The sequence below is a fragment of the Pseudomonas sp. 008 genome, assembly GCF_016861935.1.
Lineage (GTDB): Bacteria > Pseudomonadota > Gammaproteobacteria > Pseudomonadales > Pseudomonadaceae > Aquipseudomonas.
This window is the reverse complement of sequence record NZ_BOMA01000005.1, coordinates 213907-232033: the sequence shown is the minus strand read 5'-3', so window position 1 is coordinate 232033 and position 18127 is coordinate 213907. Positions and strand designations below refer to the sequence as shown.

At 59.1% G+C, this 18127-nt stretch carries 18 protein-coding genes and 2 pseudogenes; 4 read left to right on the top strand and 16 right to left on the bottom strand.

The window, feature by feature from the left end; genetic code table 11:
- Nucleotides 1-80 precede the first annotated feature (80 nt).
- Nucleotides 81-416: a hypothetical protein gene (locus JUI81_RS12605; protein ID WP_018928235.1), complete on the top strand. Its 336-nt coding sequence runs from the start codon at nt 81-83 to the stop codon at nt 414-416.
- Nucleotides 417-679: 263 nt separating this feature from the next.
- Here JUI81_RS12605 and JUI81_RS12600 read toward each other — a convergent pair whose 3' ends face one another.
- The 3 genes from JUI81_RS12600 to JUI81_RS12590 all read right to left on the bottom strand — a co-directional run bounded on the left by JUI81_RS12600 (nt 680) and on the right by JUI81_RS12590 (nt 2712).
- The gene (locus tag JUI81_RS12600) at nt 680-985 is read right to left on the bottom strand and encodes a hypothetical protein (protein WP_028939753.1); all 306 of its coding nucleotides are present in this window, start codon (nt 983-985) and stop codon (nt 680-682) included.
- A 296-nt stretch (nt 986-1281) separates the two neighbouring features.
- Nucleotides 1282-1761, bottom strand: coding sequence for a phage infection protein (locus JUI81_RS12595; protein ID WP_204124370.1), 480 nt, complete (start codon nt 1759-1761; stop codon nt 1282-1284).
- Between the two features lie 192 nt (nt 1762-1953).
- Nucleotides 1954-2712: a TSUP family transporter gene (locus JUI81_RS12590; RefSeq protein WP_019649478.1), complete on the bottom strand. Its 759-nt coding sequence runs from the start codon at nt 2710-2712 to the stop codon at nt 1954-1956.
- Nucleotides 2713-2828: 116 nt separating this feature from the next.
- On the opposite strand from JUI81_RS12590, the gene JUI81_RS12585 reads away from it, so the two are divergent.
- Nucleotides 2829-3767, top strand: a complete 939-nt coding sequence (locus JUI81_RS12585; RefSeq protein WP_204124369.1) for a LysR family transcriptional regulator — start codon at nt 2829-2831, stop codon at nt 3765-3767.
- A gap of 43 nt (nt 3768-3810) precedes the next feature.
- Here the strand turns inward: JUI81_RS12585 and JUI81_RS12580 are convergent.
- The 4 genes and pseudogenes from JUI81_RS12580 to JUI81_RS12565 all read right to left on the bottom strand — a co-directional run.
- Nucleotides 3811-3957: pseudogene (locus JUI81_RS12580) on the bottom strand (IS5/IS1182 family transposase); the annotation flags it as partial.
- Nucleotides 3958-4096: 139 nt separating this feature from the next.
- Nucleotides 4097-4657, bottom strand: a complete 561-nt coding sequence (locus JUI81_RS12575) for a YSC84-related protein (RefSeq protein ID WP_018928229.1) — start codon at nt 4655-4657, stop codon at nt 4097-4099.
- A 242-nt stretch (nt 4658-4899) separates the two neighbouring features.
- A complete protein-coding gene (locus JUI81_RS12570; protein WP_026331910.1) occupies nt 4900-5172 on the bottom strand; it encodes a hypothetical protein in 273 nt (90 codons plus the stop codon).
- Between the two features lie 218 nt (nt 5173-5390).
- A complete protein-coding gene (locus JUI81_RS12565) occupies nt 5391-5792 on the bottom strand; it encodes a GFA family protein (RefSeq protein ID WP_204124368.1) in 402 nt (133 codons plus the stop codon).
- A 183-nt stretch (nt 5793-5975) separates the two neighbouring features.
- Here JUI81_RS12565 and JUI81_RS12560 point away from each other — a divergent pair, with 183 nt between their 5' ends.
- The gene (locus tag JUI81_RS12560; RefSeq protein ID WP_204124367.1) at nt 5976-7337 is read left to right on the top strand and encodes an MATE family efflux transporter; all 1362 of its coding nucleotides are present in this window, start codon (nt 5976-5978) and stop codon (nt 7335-7337) included.
- A gap of 8 nt (nt 7338-7345) precedes the next feature.
- Here JUI81_RS12560 and JUI81_RS12555 read toward each other — a convergent pair whose 3' ends face one another.
- From JUI81_RS12555 to JUI81_RS12525, 7 genes are all read right to left on the bottom strand, one after another.
- Nucleotides 7346-8095: an SDR family oxidoreductase gene (locus JUI81_RS12555; RefSeq protein ID WP_096480747.1), complete on the bottom strand. Its 750-nt coding sequence runs from the start codon at nt 8093-8095 to the stop codon at nt 7346-7348.
- 249 nt (nt 8096-8344) lie between these two features.
- A complete protein-coding gene (locus JUI81_RS12550; RefSeq protein WP_096480746.1) occupies nt 8345-9280 on the bottom strand; it encodes an SdiA-regulated domain-containing protein in 936 nt (311 codons plus the stop codon).
- Nucleotides 9277-10797: a glycosyltransferase family 39 protein gene (locus JUI81_RS12545; RefSeq protein WP_019582029.1), complete on the bottom strand. Its 1521-nt coding sequence runs from the start codon at nt 10795-10797 to the stop codon at nt 9277-9279. Before JUI81_RS12545 ends, JUI81_RS12550 begins: the two co-directional genes overlap by 4 nt.
- Before the next feature lie 3 nt (nt 10798-10800).
- Entirely contained in the window at nt 10801-11079 is a 279-nt protein-coding gene (locus JUI81_RS12540; RefSeq protein WP_018928220.1) for a lipid-A-disaccharide synthase N-terminal domain-containing protein, read from the bottom strand.
- Entirely contained in the window at nt 11076-11816 is a 741-nt protein-coding gene (locus JUI81_RS12535) for a glycosyltransferase family 2 protein (RefSeq protein ID WP_204124366.1), read from the bottom strand. Before JUI81_RS12535 ends, JUI81_RS12540 begins: the two co-directional genes overlap by 4 nt.
- A 47-nt stretch (nt 11817-11863) precedes the next feature.
- Nucleotides 11864-12841, bottom strand: coding sequence for an NAD-dependent epimerase (locus tag JUI81_RS12530; protein WP_204124365.1), 978 nt, complete (start codon nt 12839-12841; stop codon nt 11864-11866).
- Between the two features lie 290 nt (nt 12842-13131).
- Nucleotides 13132-13920 carry an alpha/beta hydrolase gene (locus JUI81_RS12525; protein WP_026331911.1) on the bottom strand — a complete coding sequence of 263 codons (789 nt, stop codon included), beginning with the start codon at nt 13918-13920 and terminating at the stop codon, nt 13132-13134.
- Between the two features lie 256 nt (nt 13921-14176).
- On the opposite strand from JUI81_RS12525, the pseudogene JUI81_RS12520 reads away from it, so the two are divergent.
- Nucleotides 14177-14996: pseudogene (locus tag JUI81_RS12520) on the top strand (aldo/keto reductase).
- A gap of 152 nt (nt 14997-15148) precedes the next feature.
- Here JUI81_RS12520 and JUI81_RS12515 read toward each other — a convergent pair.
- Complete coding sequence (locus JUI81_RS12515; RefSeq protein ID WP_019582035.1) at nt 15149-16963, bottom strand: DAHL domain-containing protein; 1815 nt, start codon at nt 16961-16963, stop codon at nt 15149-15151.
- A gap of 171 nt (nt 16964-17134) precedes the next feature.
- A complete protein-coding gene (locus tag JUI81_RS12510; RefSeq protein WP_204124364.1) occupies nt 17135-18118 on the bottom strand; it encodes a zinc-dependent alcohol dehydrogenase family protein in 984 nt (327 codons plus the stop codon).
- Between the last annotated feature and the right edge of the window lie 9 nt (nt 18119-18127).

Here is an 18127-nt window from a genome sequence, read left to right as displayed (position 1 = left end):
GATATCAATGGGCCACTTCATCCGTTAGAGTATGCGCCGCCCGAGAGATGGATCCCGGGTATTTCTAATGGAGTGACACAGTGAATTACCTCAGCAAAGCGGTTGCCGTAGCCCTGTTTGGCCTGGTTCTGGCGGGTTGCACCGGCACCCCGATGAAGACCCAGCAATACGACAGCAGCCAGTACACCGTCGTCGGCCACAGTGAAGCGACCGCCACTGGCCTGCTGCTGTTCGGCGTCATCCCGATCCAGCAGAACAACCGCTTCATCCGCGCTCAGGATGCGGCGATCAAAGCCAAGGGCGGCGACGCCATGATCAACACCCAAGTGCAGGAAAACTGGTTCTGGGCTTGGGTCCTGACCGGCTACACCACCAAAATCTCCGGTGATGTGGTCAAGCTGAAAACCGTTCAGTAAGTGCGGTGCGCCTTCAGTCATTTCAGCTGCGGCGCATTCCTTGTAGCAGCAGCCGAGCTCGCGAGGCTGCGTTCGGCTGCGAAGCAGTCGTGAATCCGACTGACGCGGTCTGCCTGATGCACCGCAAGTTCTGATCTTACGACTGCTGCGCAGCCGAACGCAGCCTCGCGAGCTCGGCAGCGGCTACAGATCGCATTACGGCTTAGGACATCGACCGGGGTGAGGCACATCCAGATGCCATCACCCGGCTCATTGATCGAACCTCACGCCCACGCTTTTCCGAGCTCCTCCAGACCGGCGTTTTGCAGGTCTTGCGGGTTCATGACCACACGGAATTTGCAGTTGGCCTGGAAGTTGAGGAAGAAGGGTTCCGCATATCCGGGTATTTCGGAGGGATCCACGACATCGATCAGAAAAATCCCACCTCGCATGCCATCTTGCTCAGTGAAATAAGCCGCTTCGGGCTTAATGGTGTCCAGGATACGGTTCATGATTTCGCCGACCTTCCCCGACCGGACAAACGCGTTGAAAGGCTCATGGGGAAACTCGACCATCAGTAGCATTTTCATTATTTGATACTCAGTTTGAAGTGGCGCACTCCTTACCCGGATCCTTACTCCTGATTTTGATGCCGCAAGCCGTGCCCGCGGTGTGTGTGGTTAAGAATAGCGAAGGGGGAGAGGTCGTCGGGGTGGGGTTACGGACGGTCGTTGTTGATGATTCAGCGCAGGTGCCAATTCGCTGAAACCCGCGTCTATGCTGCTTCGGGCGAACATCGATGCAGTTGGGCACCAAAAAAACGCATGAAAAAACCCGGCTGATGAGGCCGGGTTCTTTGGTCGAGTGTTGCGGTAAAGCCACTCATTCATGCTGCACGGTTTTCGATCAGACGGTCGGAACCACCTTCAGCGACGCGATTCTCGATCAGACGATCCGAACCACCTTCAGCGACGCGATTCTCGATCAGACGATCCGAGCCACCTTCAGCGACGCGGTTTTCGATCAGACGATCCGAGCCACCTTGAGCGACGCGGTTTTCGATCAGACGATCCGAACCACCTTCAGCAACGCGATTCTCGATCAGACGATCCGAGCCACCTTCAGCGACGCGGTTTTCGATCAGACGATCCGAACCGCCTTCAGCGACGCGGTTTTCGATCAGACGATCCGAACCACCTTCAGCGACGCGGTTTTCGATCAAGCGATCCGAACCACCTTCAGCCACACGGCTTTCAATCAGGCGATCCGAGCCGCCTTCAGCGACGACCGGGTGAGTAGAAGAGGCGGCGAAAGCGTTTACTGCAAAAACCGAGAAAGCGATGCTGAGAAGGGTTTGGCGTTTCATGATGGTGTGCTCCGGGGTGTTACTGGTTGGGTATGGAGCGGATGTTACGCCGAGGATTTTTTATGAGAACTTCATTGACGTGATGGTGACTATCGACGCCAGCAATGGTTGAAACGCGGTGGGCAAATGCCGCGTCCACGCGTCATGGACCCACACCTATCGAACATTGGATGCGGGCTGTTTTCCTCAGGCTTACACGAACAGGTCATAGGACAGTTTGCCGATCAGGATCAGCAGCAACACCAGGAACAGCGCCCGGACAAAGGGCACGCCTTTATGAACCGCCAGCCAGGTGCCGGTCAGTGCGCCGAGGATGTTGAATGCGGCCATGGGGATGGCGATCAGGTAGAGCACGTTCCCCGTCGGAATGAAGAACATCAGCGCTGCTACGTTGGTCGCGATGTTCACCAGTTTTGCCGACGCCGAGGCATGCAGGAAGTCGAAGGCGAAGCAGCGGATGAACAGGAAGATCAGGAAGCTGCCAGTGCCGGGCCCGAACAGTCCGTCGTAGAAGCCGATGGCGCCGCCGATGACGATCGCCAGCAGTTTTTCCTTGGTGCCGATGTGCATGGGCTTGTGCAGGGCGCCGAAGTCCTTTTTCCAGAAGGTGTAGATCGCCATCAGCACGATCAACACCAGCACCGCTGGCCGGATCACCGACTGGGGCACGAACGACACCGTGGCCGCTCCGAAGAAGGACATGACAAACGCCGCACTGGCGGCGGGGATCACCAGACTCCAGTTGATCACCACCTTGCGCACGAAGGATCGGGCCGCGAATGCAGTGCCGCAGGCTGCCGCAACCTTGTTGGTCCCCAGCAGCGCCGCCGGTTGTGCCGTGGGCAGCACGTTGAACAGCGCGGGAATCTGGATCAGTCCGCCGCCGCCCACCGCCGCATCGATCAGGCCGGCGGAGAAGGCGAACACGCAAAGGATGACAATATCGATCATGGAATCAGGCTCTGACGGTGAAAGGTGGGTGAGAGTCCAGGTTGAACGGGAAGGTTAACCAAAGCGCTTTTTTTGTGTTGCAATACCACGTTGTGAAAAGTGCAATGAGGTGGCGCATGGCATTGGATATGTTGGGGGAACTTGAAGCCTTCGCGACGGTGGCTCGCAAGCGCAGCTTCGTCGCGGCGGCACGTACTCTGGGGCGCTCCCCAAGTGCGCTGACCCGCGCCGTTCAGGCTCTGGAGGAAAGTGTCGGAGTCAAGTTGTTCAATCGCTCCTCCAATGCCGTGAGCTTGACCGAGGCGGGTGAGCGCTTGTTGCCCCACGCCTACAAAATGCTGGATCTGCAACGTGAGGCGGATGAAGACCTCGCTGGCATCAGCGGCCAGGCCTACGGCTGGGTCCGCTTTTCCGCCCCCGAATTTCTCGGGCACGGGGTATTGCCCCGGCTGATCGCGCAGTACGCCGAGCGTTATCCAGACGTGAACGTCGACGTGATTTTCACTGATGAAACCATCGACCCGGCCAAGAGCAAACTGGACTTCTCGATTCGCGGCGGCTATCCGCAATCCAGTGACCTGATCGGCTTTCCACTCTGGAGTTATTCACGTTATCTGTACGCCAGCCCCGAGTATCTGGAGCGGCACGGGATACCCGACTCCATCGAGGCGCTGGAGGCGCACTCGCTGATCCTGCACACGGCGCCGCGGATTCTCAAGGAGTGGAATTTTCGTAGTGAGACGCAGGCCATCAGCGTTCGGGCTCACCCCAAGTTCCGCTTCAACTCAGGTTCGGCGGCGTTCCAGGCGGCCCTGGCGGGCCTCGGCATCGCCCGCCTGGCGGACTGGCTGGCGGAGCCCGAAGTGGAAGCGGGGCGCCTGCTGCGGGTCTGTCCCCAGTACAAACTCACCTCCAGCAGCGGTGAGAGCCCGCAGATGCACGCGGTGTACCCGGCCGGGAATCTGCCGCTGCGGGTGAAGTCATTGCTGGAGATGATCCGTGGCTATGGCGAAAGCCTTGATCGAAAGCACGCAGTAACGCTCCAGGGTGGCTGATGCATCACCAATTGCGGACACAAAAAACGGGCGCCCTTCAGCTGGCTTTGTCGAAACCCAGTTGCTCAAAGTCCAGAAGCGAAACATAGGCTTCGATGACGCGAACCAGATGATCATCGGGAATAAGTTCGTCCAGCGACACTGGAAACAGTGCGGTCTGGGAGCGGTTTTCACCTTGGATATAGCGCATAAGAAAAATGCCCGTATCTTGCGATACGGGCATTTTCTTTAACCGGCCAGCAGATTGCTAGGTTTTCACACAGTCTGCCTTCAGGTGCCCGTTTTTGTCTGCTCCATCGCTTGCGCCCGTAAGCGCCAAACGACCGGTTCTAACGCTTGATCAGGGAAATCTTGGTGCCTTCGATGCTGACGCCAGCCATTAACCCTTGCTGGTCGAAAATGAACGCGTAGGCATCGCCCTTCAGCGTCGTACTGGACAGATTTTTCGCCACACCCGCATCTACCAATACAACAGTGGGGCCTACGCCGATTTCCCAACCCTTGGTTTTACGTACATAGTCCACGGCTTTGTCGGTCATCAGGAAAACCGCATAGGCATACGACTGTGCGCCTGCCTGTAGCCCCCAGGACCCGGTTACGGTGTTGTAGTAATTCTCTACTTTCTTGTTCTTCAACAATACGCCTTCGCCGTAGCTACCGCCGAATACAAGGCCCGCCTTGACGATATTCGGGAAGACAAGAATCGCTTTGGCATTGTGCGAAATGGATTCGGCCAGTGGTGTGGACTTGTAAAGAGTTTGCAACGCTTGCTGAGAGTCGGCATTCAGATCCTCAGCGGTTGCCGCACCTGCGGTGTTCAGGAAACTTGCCGATACCAGTGAAGCTGTCGCAAGGACGATCGATAAGAAGAACCGCATTGACTGAGTCATGTCAGGTACTCCAATACGGGAGCATTGGATGTCAGCAGCAGCCAGCACTTGCCCCGGCAGAATCCGGGCCTGCTGAAATTATCCGGCGCACCCTAAAGTGGTGTGAGCTACTGGCTTCGCCCTTGAATGAAGCAGGCCGGCGGCCTGTGATCAGTAGCGATGCCATCACTGGTTTCGACCTCTGCGTGTTGGCCGGGTTCGAAAAAAACAAAACGGGCGCCTGACGAGGCGCCCGTTTTCATTTATTCCGCGGCCTGCGCCCGCAAGCGTCTGCCGATCACATCCATCAAATCACAACCATCGCGCAACGGTATGGCCAGCAGTTTGGCAAAGTCCGACAGCACCACCGTGTCGCAACCGATCTCGGCGCGGAAGGCGATGTTTTCCAGCACCTGCGTGACCGCGCGGATGCGGTAGTCGGCCATGGCTTGCAGGACGTCGAGTGGGGCTTGGGTGTCGATGAGCAGGGAGGCCGGGATCAGGTCGATTCCGGTGAGGGGCATGTATCTATCCATAGGTGAAACTCCGAATCAGATTTAAAGGGACTGATCCGATCTGCAGGTCGCCAAACCTGGTCGCTTCGTGGGCGGCGGGGTGACTATAGGTTCTTCGCGCCAGTAGGGGGTAGGGGCGATTTCCGAGGTTGGTGTAGGACTTGTATGTAAAGCTGGCGTGATTAGTTTGGTTGAAAGTTGGAGCCCGGAGCATGCAGCGTTGCGTATCTGCTTAGCGCTCATTCGCACGGCGGATACGATTCGGGAAGTTCATACCATGGTGCCTTGGAGGCAACATGAATATGTTTCTGTTTCTGCGGTATGAAGGGAGTGTCCAGCGTGCCCAGAGCTACAGAAATCCAATGGGTGTACTCGCCTTGAATTCTTGACCAGAACAATGTCGAGCCACAGTGCGCACAGAACTGGCGAAGCACAGATTCGGACGAAGGGTAGGACTTGATATCAGATGCGCCGCTCAAGATCCGAAACTCACTGCGTAGAACACTGCCGTAAGTAGCGAATGCCGCCCCGTGGCTTTTCCGACACTGGCCGCAATGGCAATGATTCACCGCTTTTGGCGGAACAAGCATCTCGTAACTCACCGCTGCACAAAGGCAGCTTCCCTGGTAAACCTTCGTCACTCACTCGACCTTCCGTGAAAAATAGAAGCTTAACGACCACGCACTCATCCGTCGATCGTTCGCTTTCGGCCTAGCCCGGAAGCAGCCATTACACATCCAAATCCACAAAATAGGAGCGCGTTGTTCCCAGTTCCGTAGCGTAGAATTTCCAAAACGCCAGCCCCCACCCGAGACGGACCCTCAATGCAAACCCCAGCCAAACCCCAACACCCCCTCTGGCAAACCTACCTCCTGTTCCTCGCCCCCATGGTCCTCTCCAACTTCCTCCAGGCCATGTCCGGCACCGTCAACAGCATCTACATCGGTCAATTGCTCGGCACCCAGGCGTTAGCGGCGGTGTCCGGCATGTTCCCCGTGGTGTTCTTTTTCATCGCCCTGGTTATCGGCCTCGGTGCGGGCGCTGGGGTGTTGATCGGCCAGGCCTGGGGCGCCCGTGAGCCGCATCTGGTGAAGGCCATCGCCGGTTCGACGCTGCTGTTGGGGGCGATGATCGGGTTGGTGGCGGCGGTGTTGGGCAGTGTGTTTGCCCGGCTGGCGTTGCAGGGGTTGGGCACGCCGGGGGATGTGCTGGACGATGCGGTGGCGTATGCGCATGTGATGATGTGGATTTTGCCGTCGCTGTTGGTGTTTGTGTTGTTCACGCAGTTGCTGCGTGGGGTGAGCGATACGCTGTCGCCGTTGTTGGCGCTGGTGGTGTCGACGTGTGTCGGGTTGGCGCTGACGCCGGCGTTGATTCTCGGTTGGTTGGGGCTGCCGCCGATGGGGATTCAGAGTGCGGCGTGGGCGGGGTTGGTGGGTAACCTGTCGGCGATGGGGTGGCTGGCGTGGCGGTTGATTCGCAAGGGGCATCCGTTGGCGCCGGATCGGGAGATGTTTGCGGCGATGCGGCTCGACAGGGTCATCCTCGGCAAGGTGCTGCGCATCGGGCTGCCGACCGGGTTGCAGATGGTGGTGCTGTCGTTGTCGGAGTTGGTGATTCTGGCGCTGGTGAACCAGCACGGCTCCCAAGCGACGGCGGCGTACGGGGCGGTGACGCAGATCGTCAATTACGTGCAGTTCCCGGCGCTGTCGATTGCGATCACGGCGTCGATCCTTGGCGCGCAGGCGATCGGGGCCGGGCGCATTGAGCGCATGGGGGAGATTTTGCGCACCGGGTTGTTGATCAACGTGTGCCTGACCGGCGGCCTGGTGCTGTTGGGTTATCTGCTGTCGCACTGGTTGCTGGGGTTGTTTCTTACGGATGATTCCACCCGGGCAATGGCCGAGCACTTGTTGCACATCATGCTCTGGAGCCTGCTGGTGTTTGGTTTTCAGGCGATTGTCGGCGGCATCATGCGCGCCAGCGGCACGGTGTTGGTGCCGGTAGCGGTGTCGATTGTGTGCGTGGTCGGGGTGCAGTTGCCGGTGGCGTATCTGCTGGATGCGCGCTTTGGGTTGCCTGGAGTGTGGATGGCGTTTCCGGTGGCGTATCTGGGCATGCTGATGCTGCAGACGCTGTATTACAAAATGGTCTGGCAGCATCAGAAGATCGAGCGGTTGGTGTAGGGGGCCTCTCAAGTATTGCTCTTGAGCCAGGTTTCGAAGCGTGTCGGCCCGACGATGGGGTGCTCGCCCGGCGTCAGCGAGTGGTCATCGATCGGCGCGCCGAAGTAGGGGACCGTGTCGTCCGGTTGGGCCTGGCGCGGGTCGTTGGTGTGTTGCAAAAACAAGCGCACGAACTCCACCAGCGGCCAGCGCTCAGGCCCGGCCACTTCCAGGGTGTTGTTGCTCGGCGCTTGCACGGCGACTTTCGCCAGCGCCGTCGCGACGTCGAACGCGGCAATCGGTTGCAACGCGGCGGAGGTCAAGCGCACGGTGTCGCCTTCCTGTACGCCCGAGTGGGAAATGGCCCCAATGAATTCAAAGAACTGTGTGGCCCGCAGGATTGTGTAAGGAATGCCTGAGTCCTTGATGAGTTGTTCCTGGGCCATTTTTGCCCGGAAATAGCCGCTGTCGAGCATGCGCTCGGTGCCTACCACCGACAGCGCGACATGGTGTTTGATCCCGGCGGCCTTCTCGGCGGCGAGCAGGTTGCGCCCGGAGGTTTCGAAGAACTCAAGCACTGCAGCGTCTTCGAAGGAGGGCGAGTTGGCCACGTCGACCACTACATCGGCGCCTTGCAAGGCGTTTTGCAAGCCCTCGCCGGTGAGGGCGTTGACGCCGGTGCTGGGTGACGCGGCCAGGGTTTCATGCCCCAGGTCTTGCAGGTTTTTGCAGAGCTGCCTGCCGATCAGCCCGGTACCGCCAATCACGACGATTTTCATGACGAGTCTCCCGATGCGTGTGCAGTGGGGTGCGAGGTGTCAGCCCCGCTTGGACATCGTGTTTCTGGTCGGGGAGGGGGCTGGCTTGGAATCCTGCAACCATTAAAGACCCGGAATCGGTTTAATGGCGCAAGGGGCGGGAAGTTGTCCGATAGGTGGTCAGTTCAGCCGTGATTCGATCCGTAGCAGCTGCCGAGCTTGCGAGGCTGCTGCTACGGATAGTGCCGGCACCATCCGGTGCAAAACCCATTATTGCTTCTGCTGATTCTCTGCCACAGCAGCCTTGGATTTGGAGAACCGATAGAACAGGTTGGGCTCGCTCACAATGTAAAGCTCGCCGGAAGTGTCCATGGTCATGCCTTCGGCTTGCGGTATGGTTTTTTTCAGGTCATTCAGGCCGAGCAGGGAGCGGAAGCTGACGAAGTTGCCGTCTTGGTCCAGTTCGGTCACGTTGTTGGATTGCTCGCTCAATAACAGCAAGTGACCGGTCCGCGGATCGTAGTAACCCTCGGAAAGGTCCAGGCCGGAGACGCTACGGTCGATCCAATGGGTCAAGTCCTGGATGTGCACCTGCAACGGGCTGCCGATGGACGCCAGCATGCCCGTGACCGTAAACAGCTGCCGCGGATCGCGCTCCTTGATCGCGAAGATACGATCATTGGCCGCGTCATAGGTCACGCCTTCAAAGCCCTTGTTGTGTTCGCTCAGGTTGATCTCGATGGCAACAAACGGGGTGTTCTCGACATGGATCGGGCCAGGGCTGTCCGGCAAGGTGACGACGTACAGTCGCTGCAACTGTTCATCGGCGATCACTACGCGACCGTTACCGAGGTAAGCAAGGCCTTCGGTGTCCTGGAAGCCGATCAGCGGGTAACGTTCAAGCAGATCACCGTTGCGGTTCATGGCCACAATCTGCATGGGCCCACCATTGGTGATGCCCAGCAGCCGATCATGGTCCGGGTCATAGGCGATGCCGGACAGATTGGTGATGTCCGCGACAGGCTTGGCCTGGATCACGGCTTTATAGTCCGGCAGCCAGATATTTTTATCGGGCGCCTGATTGCCATGCCAGAGGGTTTGCCAGTACGCATAAAGCTGCTGGTGGACCATGAAGCGTGCGGAAACCACGTAGGCGCCAAGTAGTACAACAATGAAAAATACTCCCAGCGTCCATCTCTTGCTCATGACCTGTCCTTGTCCCAGCTGAAGCGATAGACCTTGGCGGGTTGTCCGGGCTGGCATTGGCCGTTATCGGCATCGGCGCCCACGATCGACCACTGCGCACGAGATGTTTCGCCCAGCTCATGAGCGGCTTGGGGATTGAAACACTTGCTCAGCACATCGTCGGGGACCAAGGCGTAGGCGTCACGGTGTTCGCGCAGCCACTGCGCCGCCAGTTCGACCGTAGAGTTGGTCATCCCGAAATGCACGATCGGCTGCCGGGCGAATAACCAGTGGCCCTCGCGCCAGTTGACCAACACCAGATCGGCGCCGTGGGTCATGGTCGCCGCCTGCGCCATGATCGCTTCATGGGGGTTTTGACCTTCCTTGATCGGCTCGATGAACCCGCGGGCGAACCACAGAACAAACCAGGTCGCCACCAGCGCCTGGAATACCCGCATACCGCGCGGACGCTTGCCAAACCAGCGCTTAAGCAGCCAGGGAATCAGTGGCGCCGCCACCAGTACCAGACCGGGCAACGCCGGATAGATGTACAACTTGCGCTTGCCGGTGCTCAGGCAGAAAAACAGCACCACCAGCACGACCCAGCTCAGCAGCACCAGCACTCGACCGTCGTGCTTGCGCAGTTGCTTGCGCCAGGCCGGCACCAGCCACGGCAGGGCCAGCACCAATGGCAGCCAGTATTGCGGGATCACGTTGACGAAGAAGTACCAGAACGGTTCGCGATGGTCCCACGCGGCGGCATAGCGTCCCGCTGTCTGGCGCAGCAGGATTTCTCGCGCATAGGCGACTTCTTCAGCGGTGCCATTGAGCACGATGGACAGTGCCAGAGGCAGCAGCCAGATCGCGATGGCGCCGAGCGCCACCAAAAAGCCCAGGAACCACTTGCGCTTCTGGCCGGGCATGGCCACCACGCCGGACCAGTTTTTGCGCACCGCGTAGGCATACGGAATCAGCATCAAGGCCGGGACGAAGCCGACCCCTTTGGTGATGATGCCAATGCCCATGGCGGCGCAGCCTACGTAAAACCAGCGCCAGGCCGGCCCGAGCAGCAGGTGCCGTGCCAGTCCGTACAGACCCAGGGAGGTGAACAGAATCAACAGGCTGTCGATCTGGCCGGTACGCAGGATGCTGTAAGTCTGATAGGTGGCCAGGTACAACAGCGCCGCTATTCGACCGATACGCTGATTCCACAACCGGCGGCCCAGGTCATAGACCACGGCCGTGACCGTCGCCGCCGACAACATCCCCGGAATATACAGGGCGAGGGCGGGCAGGCCGGTGAGCCACGCGAAGAACGCCACCATCCACATGAAGACCGGCGGTTTATCGCCGTAGATCTCCGCAGCGCGGTGAGGGATGAACCACGACCCGTTGTGCAGCATCTCCAGCGCTACGCCGAGGAAACGTTCCTCGTCGACGTTTTGCGGTTGACGCAGCCCAAGGCCAGCGCCGATCAACAGCAAGGCAAGCAGCACCAGGCCCAGGCATTCGATGCTGGGCGACAGGTTTTTACGCATGGCTCAGTCCTTCAGGTGTTTGGTGCGGGCAATCAATTGCAAATTGCGCAGATAGACGATGGAACCAAAGGCCTGGCCGGCGATGAACACCGGGTCTGCCCGGTAAATGGCATAAGCGAGCAGCAGGGCGCTGCCGACAATGCTCAGGTACCAGAAACTCACCGGGATCACGCTGCGTTTTTTGTACTCGCTATACAGCCACTGCAGGATGAAGCGACCGGTAAAGGCGATCTGGCCAGCGAAGCCGACCACCAGCCACAGGGTTTCGCGGGAGAGGTTCATCCTTCGATCTCCTGCGCGTTGGTGTTCAACCGCGTGCGCTTGATCAGCCACCACACACCGAACAGGTCGAGAATACCCACCAGGGCGCGGTCGATGTTGCCGTATTTGGACACCCCGGCGGTGCGGGGCCGGTGGTTGACCGGGTGGACAATCATTCGGCCATTGTGACGCTGGATCAGCGCGGGAATGTACCGATGCATATGGTCGAAGTACGGCAGGCGCAGAAACGCCGCGCGCTCGATCAGCTTCAGCCCGCAGCCGGTGTCCGGGGTATCGTCATTAAGCAGGCGGCGACGCAGCCCGTTGGCGAAACGCGAAGCCCAGCGTTTGCTTGCGGTATCGCGGCGGTTGACCCGGTGCCCGGCCACTAGCTGAACGTCGACCAGACCCTTTTCACCGCGCACCAGCGCCAACATCCCGGGGATGTCCGCAGGGTCGTTTTGACCGTCGCCATCAAGCGTGGCCAGCCATTGCCCCCGGGCGGCGGTTGCCGCGTGGTAGAGCGAGGTGCTTTGCCCCAGTGAGCGCTCATGGCGCAGGATGCGCAACGCGTCCAGGCCATTGTTTTTCAGCTGCCGCAGTTCATGCAGGGTGGAGTCGGTGCTGCCATCGTCCACCACAATGATTTCGTAGGCCTCATCGGCCAATGCGGCGCGGACTTCCTCAAGTAACGGCTTGAGGTTGTTTGCTTCGTTCTTTGCTGGAATCAGTACAGATACAAAAATGTCTTGGCTCATAGAGTCCCCCCCTTGCTCCTTGGTCTTTTATTTATCAAGGGCTCGATTCATATCTGATAGAAGTGGCGATACCACTTCACAAATTCTGCTACACCGGTCTCGACCGTCACTTGAGGACGGAAGTCGACCCACTCGGCCAGTGCCGAAATATCGGCCCAGGTCTTGACCACATCGCCTGCCTGTAGCGGCATGAAATTACGTTGGGCCTTGATGCCCAGCGCCGATTCCAGGCAGTCGACAAACTCCAGCAGCGGCACGGGTTGGCCACGGCCGATGTTGAAAATCCGGTTGACGCCAGCGCCCGGCTCGTTCGGCACCGGTGGCTTGGAGCGCAGGCGGGCGATGCTTTCGACGATATCGTCGACATAGGTGAAATCGCGCGACATCTGGCCATGGTTATAGATGTCGATCGGCAAACCTTTGATGATCGCCTCGGTAAACTTGAACAGCGCCATGTCGGGGCGCCCCCAAGGTCCGTAAACGGTAAAAAAGCGCAATCCGCTGGCTTTCAGGCCATAGAGATGGCAATAGCTGTGCGCCAGCAGTTCATTGGAGCGTTTGGTGGCGGCGTACAGCGAAATGGGATGATCGACGGCGTCTTCGACGCTGAACGGCATTTTGCTGTTGGTGCCGTACACCGAGCTGCTCGAGGCATAGATCAGATGTGCGGGGCGATGGTGCCGGCAAGCTTCCAGCACATTCAGAAAACCCACCAAATTGGACTGCGCATAAACATCCGGGTTGTCCAGTGAATAGCGAACACCCGCCTGGGCGGCCAGGTGCACAACCTCGGTAAAAGCGTGAGTTTCGAACAGCGCCATCAAGGCCGGTTTGTCGACGATGTCCATGGCCTGGAAGCGAAAACCCGGCAAGGACTCCAGCTCCTTGAGCCGCGCGTGTTTGAGTTCTACGCTGTAATAGTCGTTGAGATTGTCGATACCGACGACTTCAAGGCCTTCTTGACACAAACGCTTGACGGTGTGATACCCGATGAAACCGGCGGCGCCAGTAACCAGAACAGTCATGAGGCCTGCGCCTGTGCGTGACTGATTCCGATTCTGCGCAAAGGACGCTTTTGCATCACAATACAATCCCCTGTAAGTACTCGTACTCGCTGATCAGTATATTTTTTGGGCTTGTTACCACCATTGGCTCCATGCCTTGCTCCATTGTATTGGTAAAGCCCTGTGCGGTGCTCATCATGAGCCGCAGAACTCGCAGCCGTATACCCTGCCAGTTGGATTGTAAAAAAAACGTTAAGTATTTACTTCGTTTTTCTGACCGTCTGCTTAAAAACGTGCTGCTGTGAGGGTGCTCACAACGCGGCGCCCAGCATTTGCAGGTAGTTGGGGCTCTCGGAGATCGAGTTGTGGCCCGTGTCCGGTATGACCTGCAGCGATGCTACACCCTTGGCGAAATGCGTGTAGAGCTGGTCTGTGCTTGCGCGCGGTACGACTTCGTCGTGCTCGGCCGCAACCAACAGCGTCGGGACCGTGATATGAGCGGCGTATTTCCAGGACTCGAACTTGTCCTGCAACAGCCATTTCACCGGGAACCAGGGAAACTGGCGGGCGGCGAGGTCTTCAAGGCTGTTGTAGGGCGTGATCAGGATCAGCCGCGACGCCGGTCGCTGGCTGGCCAGGCGCACGGCAACGCCTGAACCCAGGCTGCGCCCGATCACTGCAATATCGGGATGGCTGTTGTAGACATAGTCGAACAAGGTCATGGCATCACGCTGAATCGCCTCCTCGGACGGCGACCCGGTACTGCCTCCGTAACCTCGGTAATGCAGCAAGTAGATCGCATGATCCGCAAACGCCTGCGAAAACCCGGGCAGGCTGCGGGAAACGTCCTCGGCATTGCCACCAAAGTAGATCAACGCCTTCGGCCCGTCGTGTGGCCTGACGGTCACCAGCACCTGCGCGTCGGCGACTGACAAGGCAAGAAGTGATTCGGGTGTGCCGATGGCGCGAGGTTGCGGGTAGTAGATGAGGGCCCGTTGAAACACGAACAGCGCGACGCAGAGCAGCAGGTATGCAACGGCAAGGAAAGCGAAGAGAGACACCGGGGTTCGCGACATTCGGCTAAGTTTAGTGGACGGCATGGACTGCTTCGGGCCTTGAGACAGCTATTGCTGGAGCGTCGCCAGAGTGTAGTCCAGCAATTTCAGCTGTGCAGAGGCGCCGCCCAATGCCCGTGTGGGTGCGAGCACCTGTGGCGAGGGGGCTCGCCCCCGTTCGACTGCGTAGCAGTCGTAAATCCGTTGCATGCGGAGTACCTGATACACCGCGACTGCAGGTTTTGGGGCCGCTTCGCAACCCAACGGGGGCAAGCCCCCTCACCACACATGAGGCAAGAACATGCTGACCCGAGCGATTCCTTCCAGCAACGAGCCGTTGCCCATCGTCGGCTTGGGTACTTATCGCGGTTTTGATGTCACGCCCTCCGACGCCGCTTACAAGCAACTGCAGGCGGTGCTCAGCGCGTTGTTCGAGAAGGGTGGAAAGGTGATCGACAGTTCGCCCATGTACGGTCCGCGCCGAGCAGACCACCGGTGAGCTGCTGTCGATCCATCGCCCTCGCTCACCGGCCTTCCTGGCCACCAAGGTCTGGACCCGTGGCCGCGAGGAAGGCATCGCGCAGATGGAGCAGTCGTTCAAACTGTTGCAGACCGACCGGATCGACCTGATGCAGATTCACAACCTGCTGGACTGGAAAACCCATCTGCCGACCCTGCGTCAATGGAAGGCAGAAGGGCGTATCCGCTACATCGGCATCAGCCATTACACGGCGTCGGCCTACGACGAAGTGGAGACGGTGTTGAAAGGCGAGCCGATGGATTTTTTGCAGATCAACTATGCCCTGGACGACCGCGCTGTCGAGAAGCGAATCCTGCCGCTGTGTCGTGAGCGCGGTGTGGCGGTGATCTGCAATCGGCCCTTCGGTGGCGGGGGCCTGATCGCTCGATTGAAAGGCAAACCGCTACCGGGATGGGCTGCGCAAGTGGGGATCAACAGCTGGGCGCAACTGGCGCTCAAGTTCCTGCTGGCTCATCCGGCGGTGACCTGCGTCATCCCCGGCACCAGCAACCCGCGCTACATGACGGAAAACGCCGGTGCAGGTAGAGGACCGATGCTCACGGATGCACAGCGCCAGCAGTTGATTGCGCTGGTGGGTTGACGGCTACCGTGTAGCAGCTGCCGAGCAGCGCGAGGCTGCGTTCGGCTGCGCAGCAGTCGTGAGTCCGATTGACGCGGTCTGCCTGATGCACCGCAAGCTCTGGTTTGACGACGGCTTCGCCGCCGAACGCAGCCTCGCAGGCTCGACAGCTGCTACAGGCTTACGGCGGCCGGCATTACCTGCGCCATCTCCAGCGGAATCTCCAGGGTAAAAACCGCTCCCTGGCCGGGTCCATCGCTATGGACGCGAAGGTGGCCGTTCATTTCCACCGCCGCGAGCGCGCAGCTGTGCAGGCCGAATCCATGGCCTTCCTTGCGCGTGGTGAAGCCGTGATTGAAGATGCGGGTCATGTTCTCGGCGGCGATCCCTTCGCCCTGATCCTCTACGCTGAAGCGTAGCGTTGCGTTATCGATAATACTGACGCCCAGCGTCATACGGCGCTCATGATCGCTGACCCTGGACATCGCATATTTGGCATTGCTGATCAGGTTGATCAGGATCAACAGCAGTCGGTGTTTGTCGCCGATGATGGTCGGTGTGGCCTGGTAGTCTTTAATGACGGTGACATGGTGTCGACTCAAGGCGCCGGAATTCATGCGTAACGCATCTTCGAACAGATCGACGACATTCAACGGCTCGACCAGCCGGGCGGCGCCGGCATAGGCCTGTTGGGTGGCAACAATATCCTTGATGTGATCGATGCTCTTGGTGAGTTGCGCCAGCTCGTCAACGATGCTCGATTGCTCGGCCGCGATGGAATCCACCAGTTGATTGAAGTAAAGGGGCAGCAGTTTGCCTTTTTCATCGTGCGTCATGAACTGACCCAGGTCTTCGGCATGTTCATTGATCATTTTTACCGCTTTGCCCAGGCCGAGGGTTTTGCTGGTCGACAATTTGCGGGTGATCAATTCCGCGGAGACGTTAACGCTATTCAACACATTACCGACGTTGTGCAGCACGTTGGTCGCGATCTCTGCCATACCGGCCATCCGCGCGGCGTCGATCAGTTCGCGCTCGGCTTCAAACAGTTCGCGGGTGCGTTCCTCGACCCGTTGCTCCAGCCGCTCGTTCGCTGTCTGCAATTGGTTGTTCATCTTGTTGATCAGCGCATAACTGCGAATCAGACGGGCGGCCAGGTACAGCAACAGCAGCGCCATGATGCCGGCGCAGATCCCCAGGTAGAGGTGGTATTGGCGATCTGTCGCGGCTGTGCGCCGTTGTGTCTCGTTCAATAACTCGTTGATGCTGTCCAGTTGCTGTGCAACCGGAATGACACTGATGCGATCAACCAGGTCATTGACGATGGGCTGCTCTCGAACAATGGCATTCACAGCGTCTACGAGTGCAGTGAAAGTCGGGCGCCGTTCAGGCGGCAGTTGATTGATGTACTCATTCAGATATTCCAGATGCCCGGAGATTTCTTCGGCCCGTTCGCTGCTGACATAGAGGGCGTATTCAAGGGTGTCCAAGGTAAGGTCGAACACCACTGAGGCCGCCCGGGCATCCACCGACGAGAGTTTGTCGTTGGAATCTTCCTGCAACACCCGAATGGCATCTTCCAGCGTAGGCAGGGCCTCGAATGCTGTTCGCAAGGCCGTGTTGTGCTGTTTGAATTGCTCAACCAACCGGGCTTTGTTTTCTACCGCCTCCAGATAACCCTGGCGTCGGGTTTGCCAAAGGGTCGGGAGCGGGCCGACAGCGTTGAGGTTATCGAGCTGTTGCCAGCGCTCTTCCGCTTCAGGCGGCGCCACCAGCAACAGGTTGTTGTTCATGCCGATTTTGGCTCGCAGGAGCTTCACGTTCCAATTGGCATCGTATTGCTTGAGTTGACGAACGAAGTCGCGCGATTCGAAGTAGGTCGATGTGTCGTACGAGTAGGATTTGATCAGCAAAAATATCAGTACGCTGAAGAGGGTCAGTGCAATGGCTGCCAAGGCAGACCATTTGTAATGATTAGAAATCTGCATGGCGGCATTCCTCCCTGATACAGGCTGTCCTGAGAGAGAGAGGCTGCCAACGGTCAATTAATTCCATTTTTTGCGCTCCCTGCAGAATGACGAGGCATCGCCACGTCATCCGTAAGCCTAGCGTTGTTAGTGGACGGTGCCGGAAAAAACACCGAACGGCAGGGGCGAGCGTCAGGGGACGAGCACGATCGCTCCTTTGACCTGACCGGCCCGCAGGCTTGCCAGCGCCTGATTGGCATCGTCCAGGGCAAAACAGGTGACGTCGCTGTGCACGGGCGTATGACGCAGCTCTGCAAAAAACGCCGTGCCGTCTTCGCGAGTCAGGTTCGCCACCGAGCGGACGCTGCGTTCGCCCCACAACAGTCGATAGGGGAAGCTGGGGATGTCGCTCATGTGGATGCCGGCGCAAATCACACAACCGCCCTTGACGCTGGCCTCCAGCGCCAGCGGCACCAGCGCACCGACGGGGGCGAAGATCAGGCTGGCATCGAGCGGGTGCGGTGGCGGCTGATCCGAGGAACCTGCCCACACGGCGCCCAGCGTCCTGGCATAAGCCTGGCCCTCGCTGTCACCCGGTCGAGTGAAGGCGTACACCTGCTGCCCCCGTCCCCGCGCCACCTGAATTGCCAGATGCGCCGCCGCGCCGAAGCCATAGAGGCCCAGGTGGCGTGCGCCTTTGGCCATTTGCAAGGCGCGAAAACCGATCAGCCCGGCGCACAGCAGCGGTGCGGCTTCGGTGGCCGAGAGCGCGTCCGGGAGGGGGAAACAGAAGTGGGCATCGGCAACCGTGTGGTCGGCATAACCGCCATCCAGATGACAGCCGGTAAACTGTGCCCGGTCGCAGAGGTTTTCCCGGCCCGAGCAGCAAAACGTGCACTCACCACACGTCCAGCCAAGCCAGGGAACGCCGACGCGCTTGCCGACCCAGTCGGGCGCGACATCGGCGCCCACCGCTGTCACTTCACCGACGATTTCATGGCCCGGCACCCGCGGCAGCACTGCTTGCGGCAATTCACCGTCCACCAAATGCAGGTCGGTGCGGCACACGCCACAGGCCAACACCTTGATCAACAGTTGCTGCGCGCCGGGCTGCGGCACGGGACGTTCTTCGCGTTGCAGCGGCTGGCCGGGGGCATGCAGAACCATGGCGCGCATAACGACTCT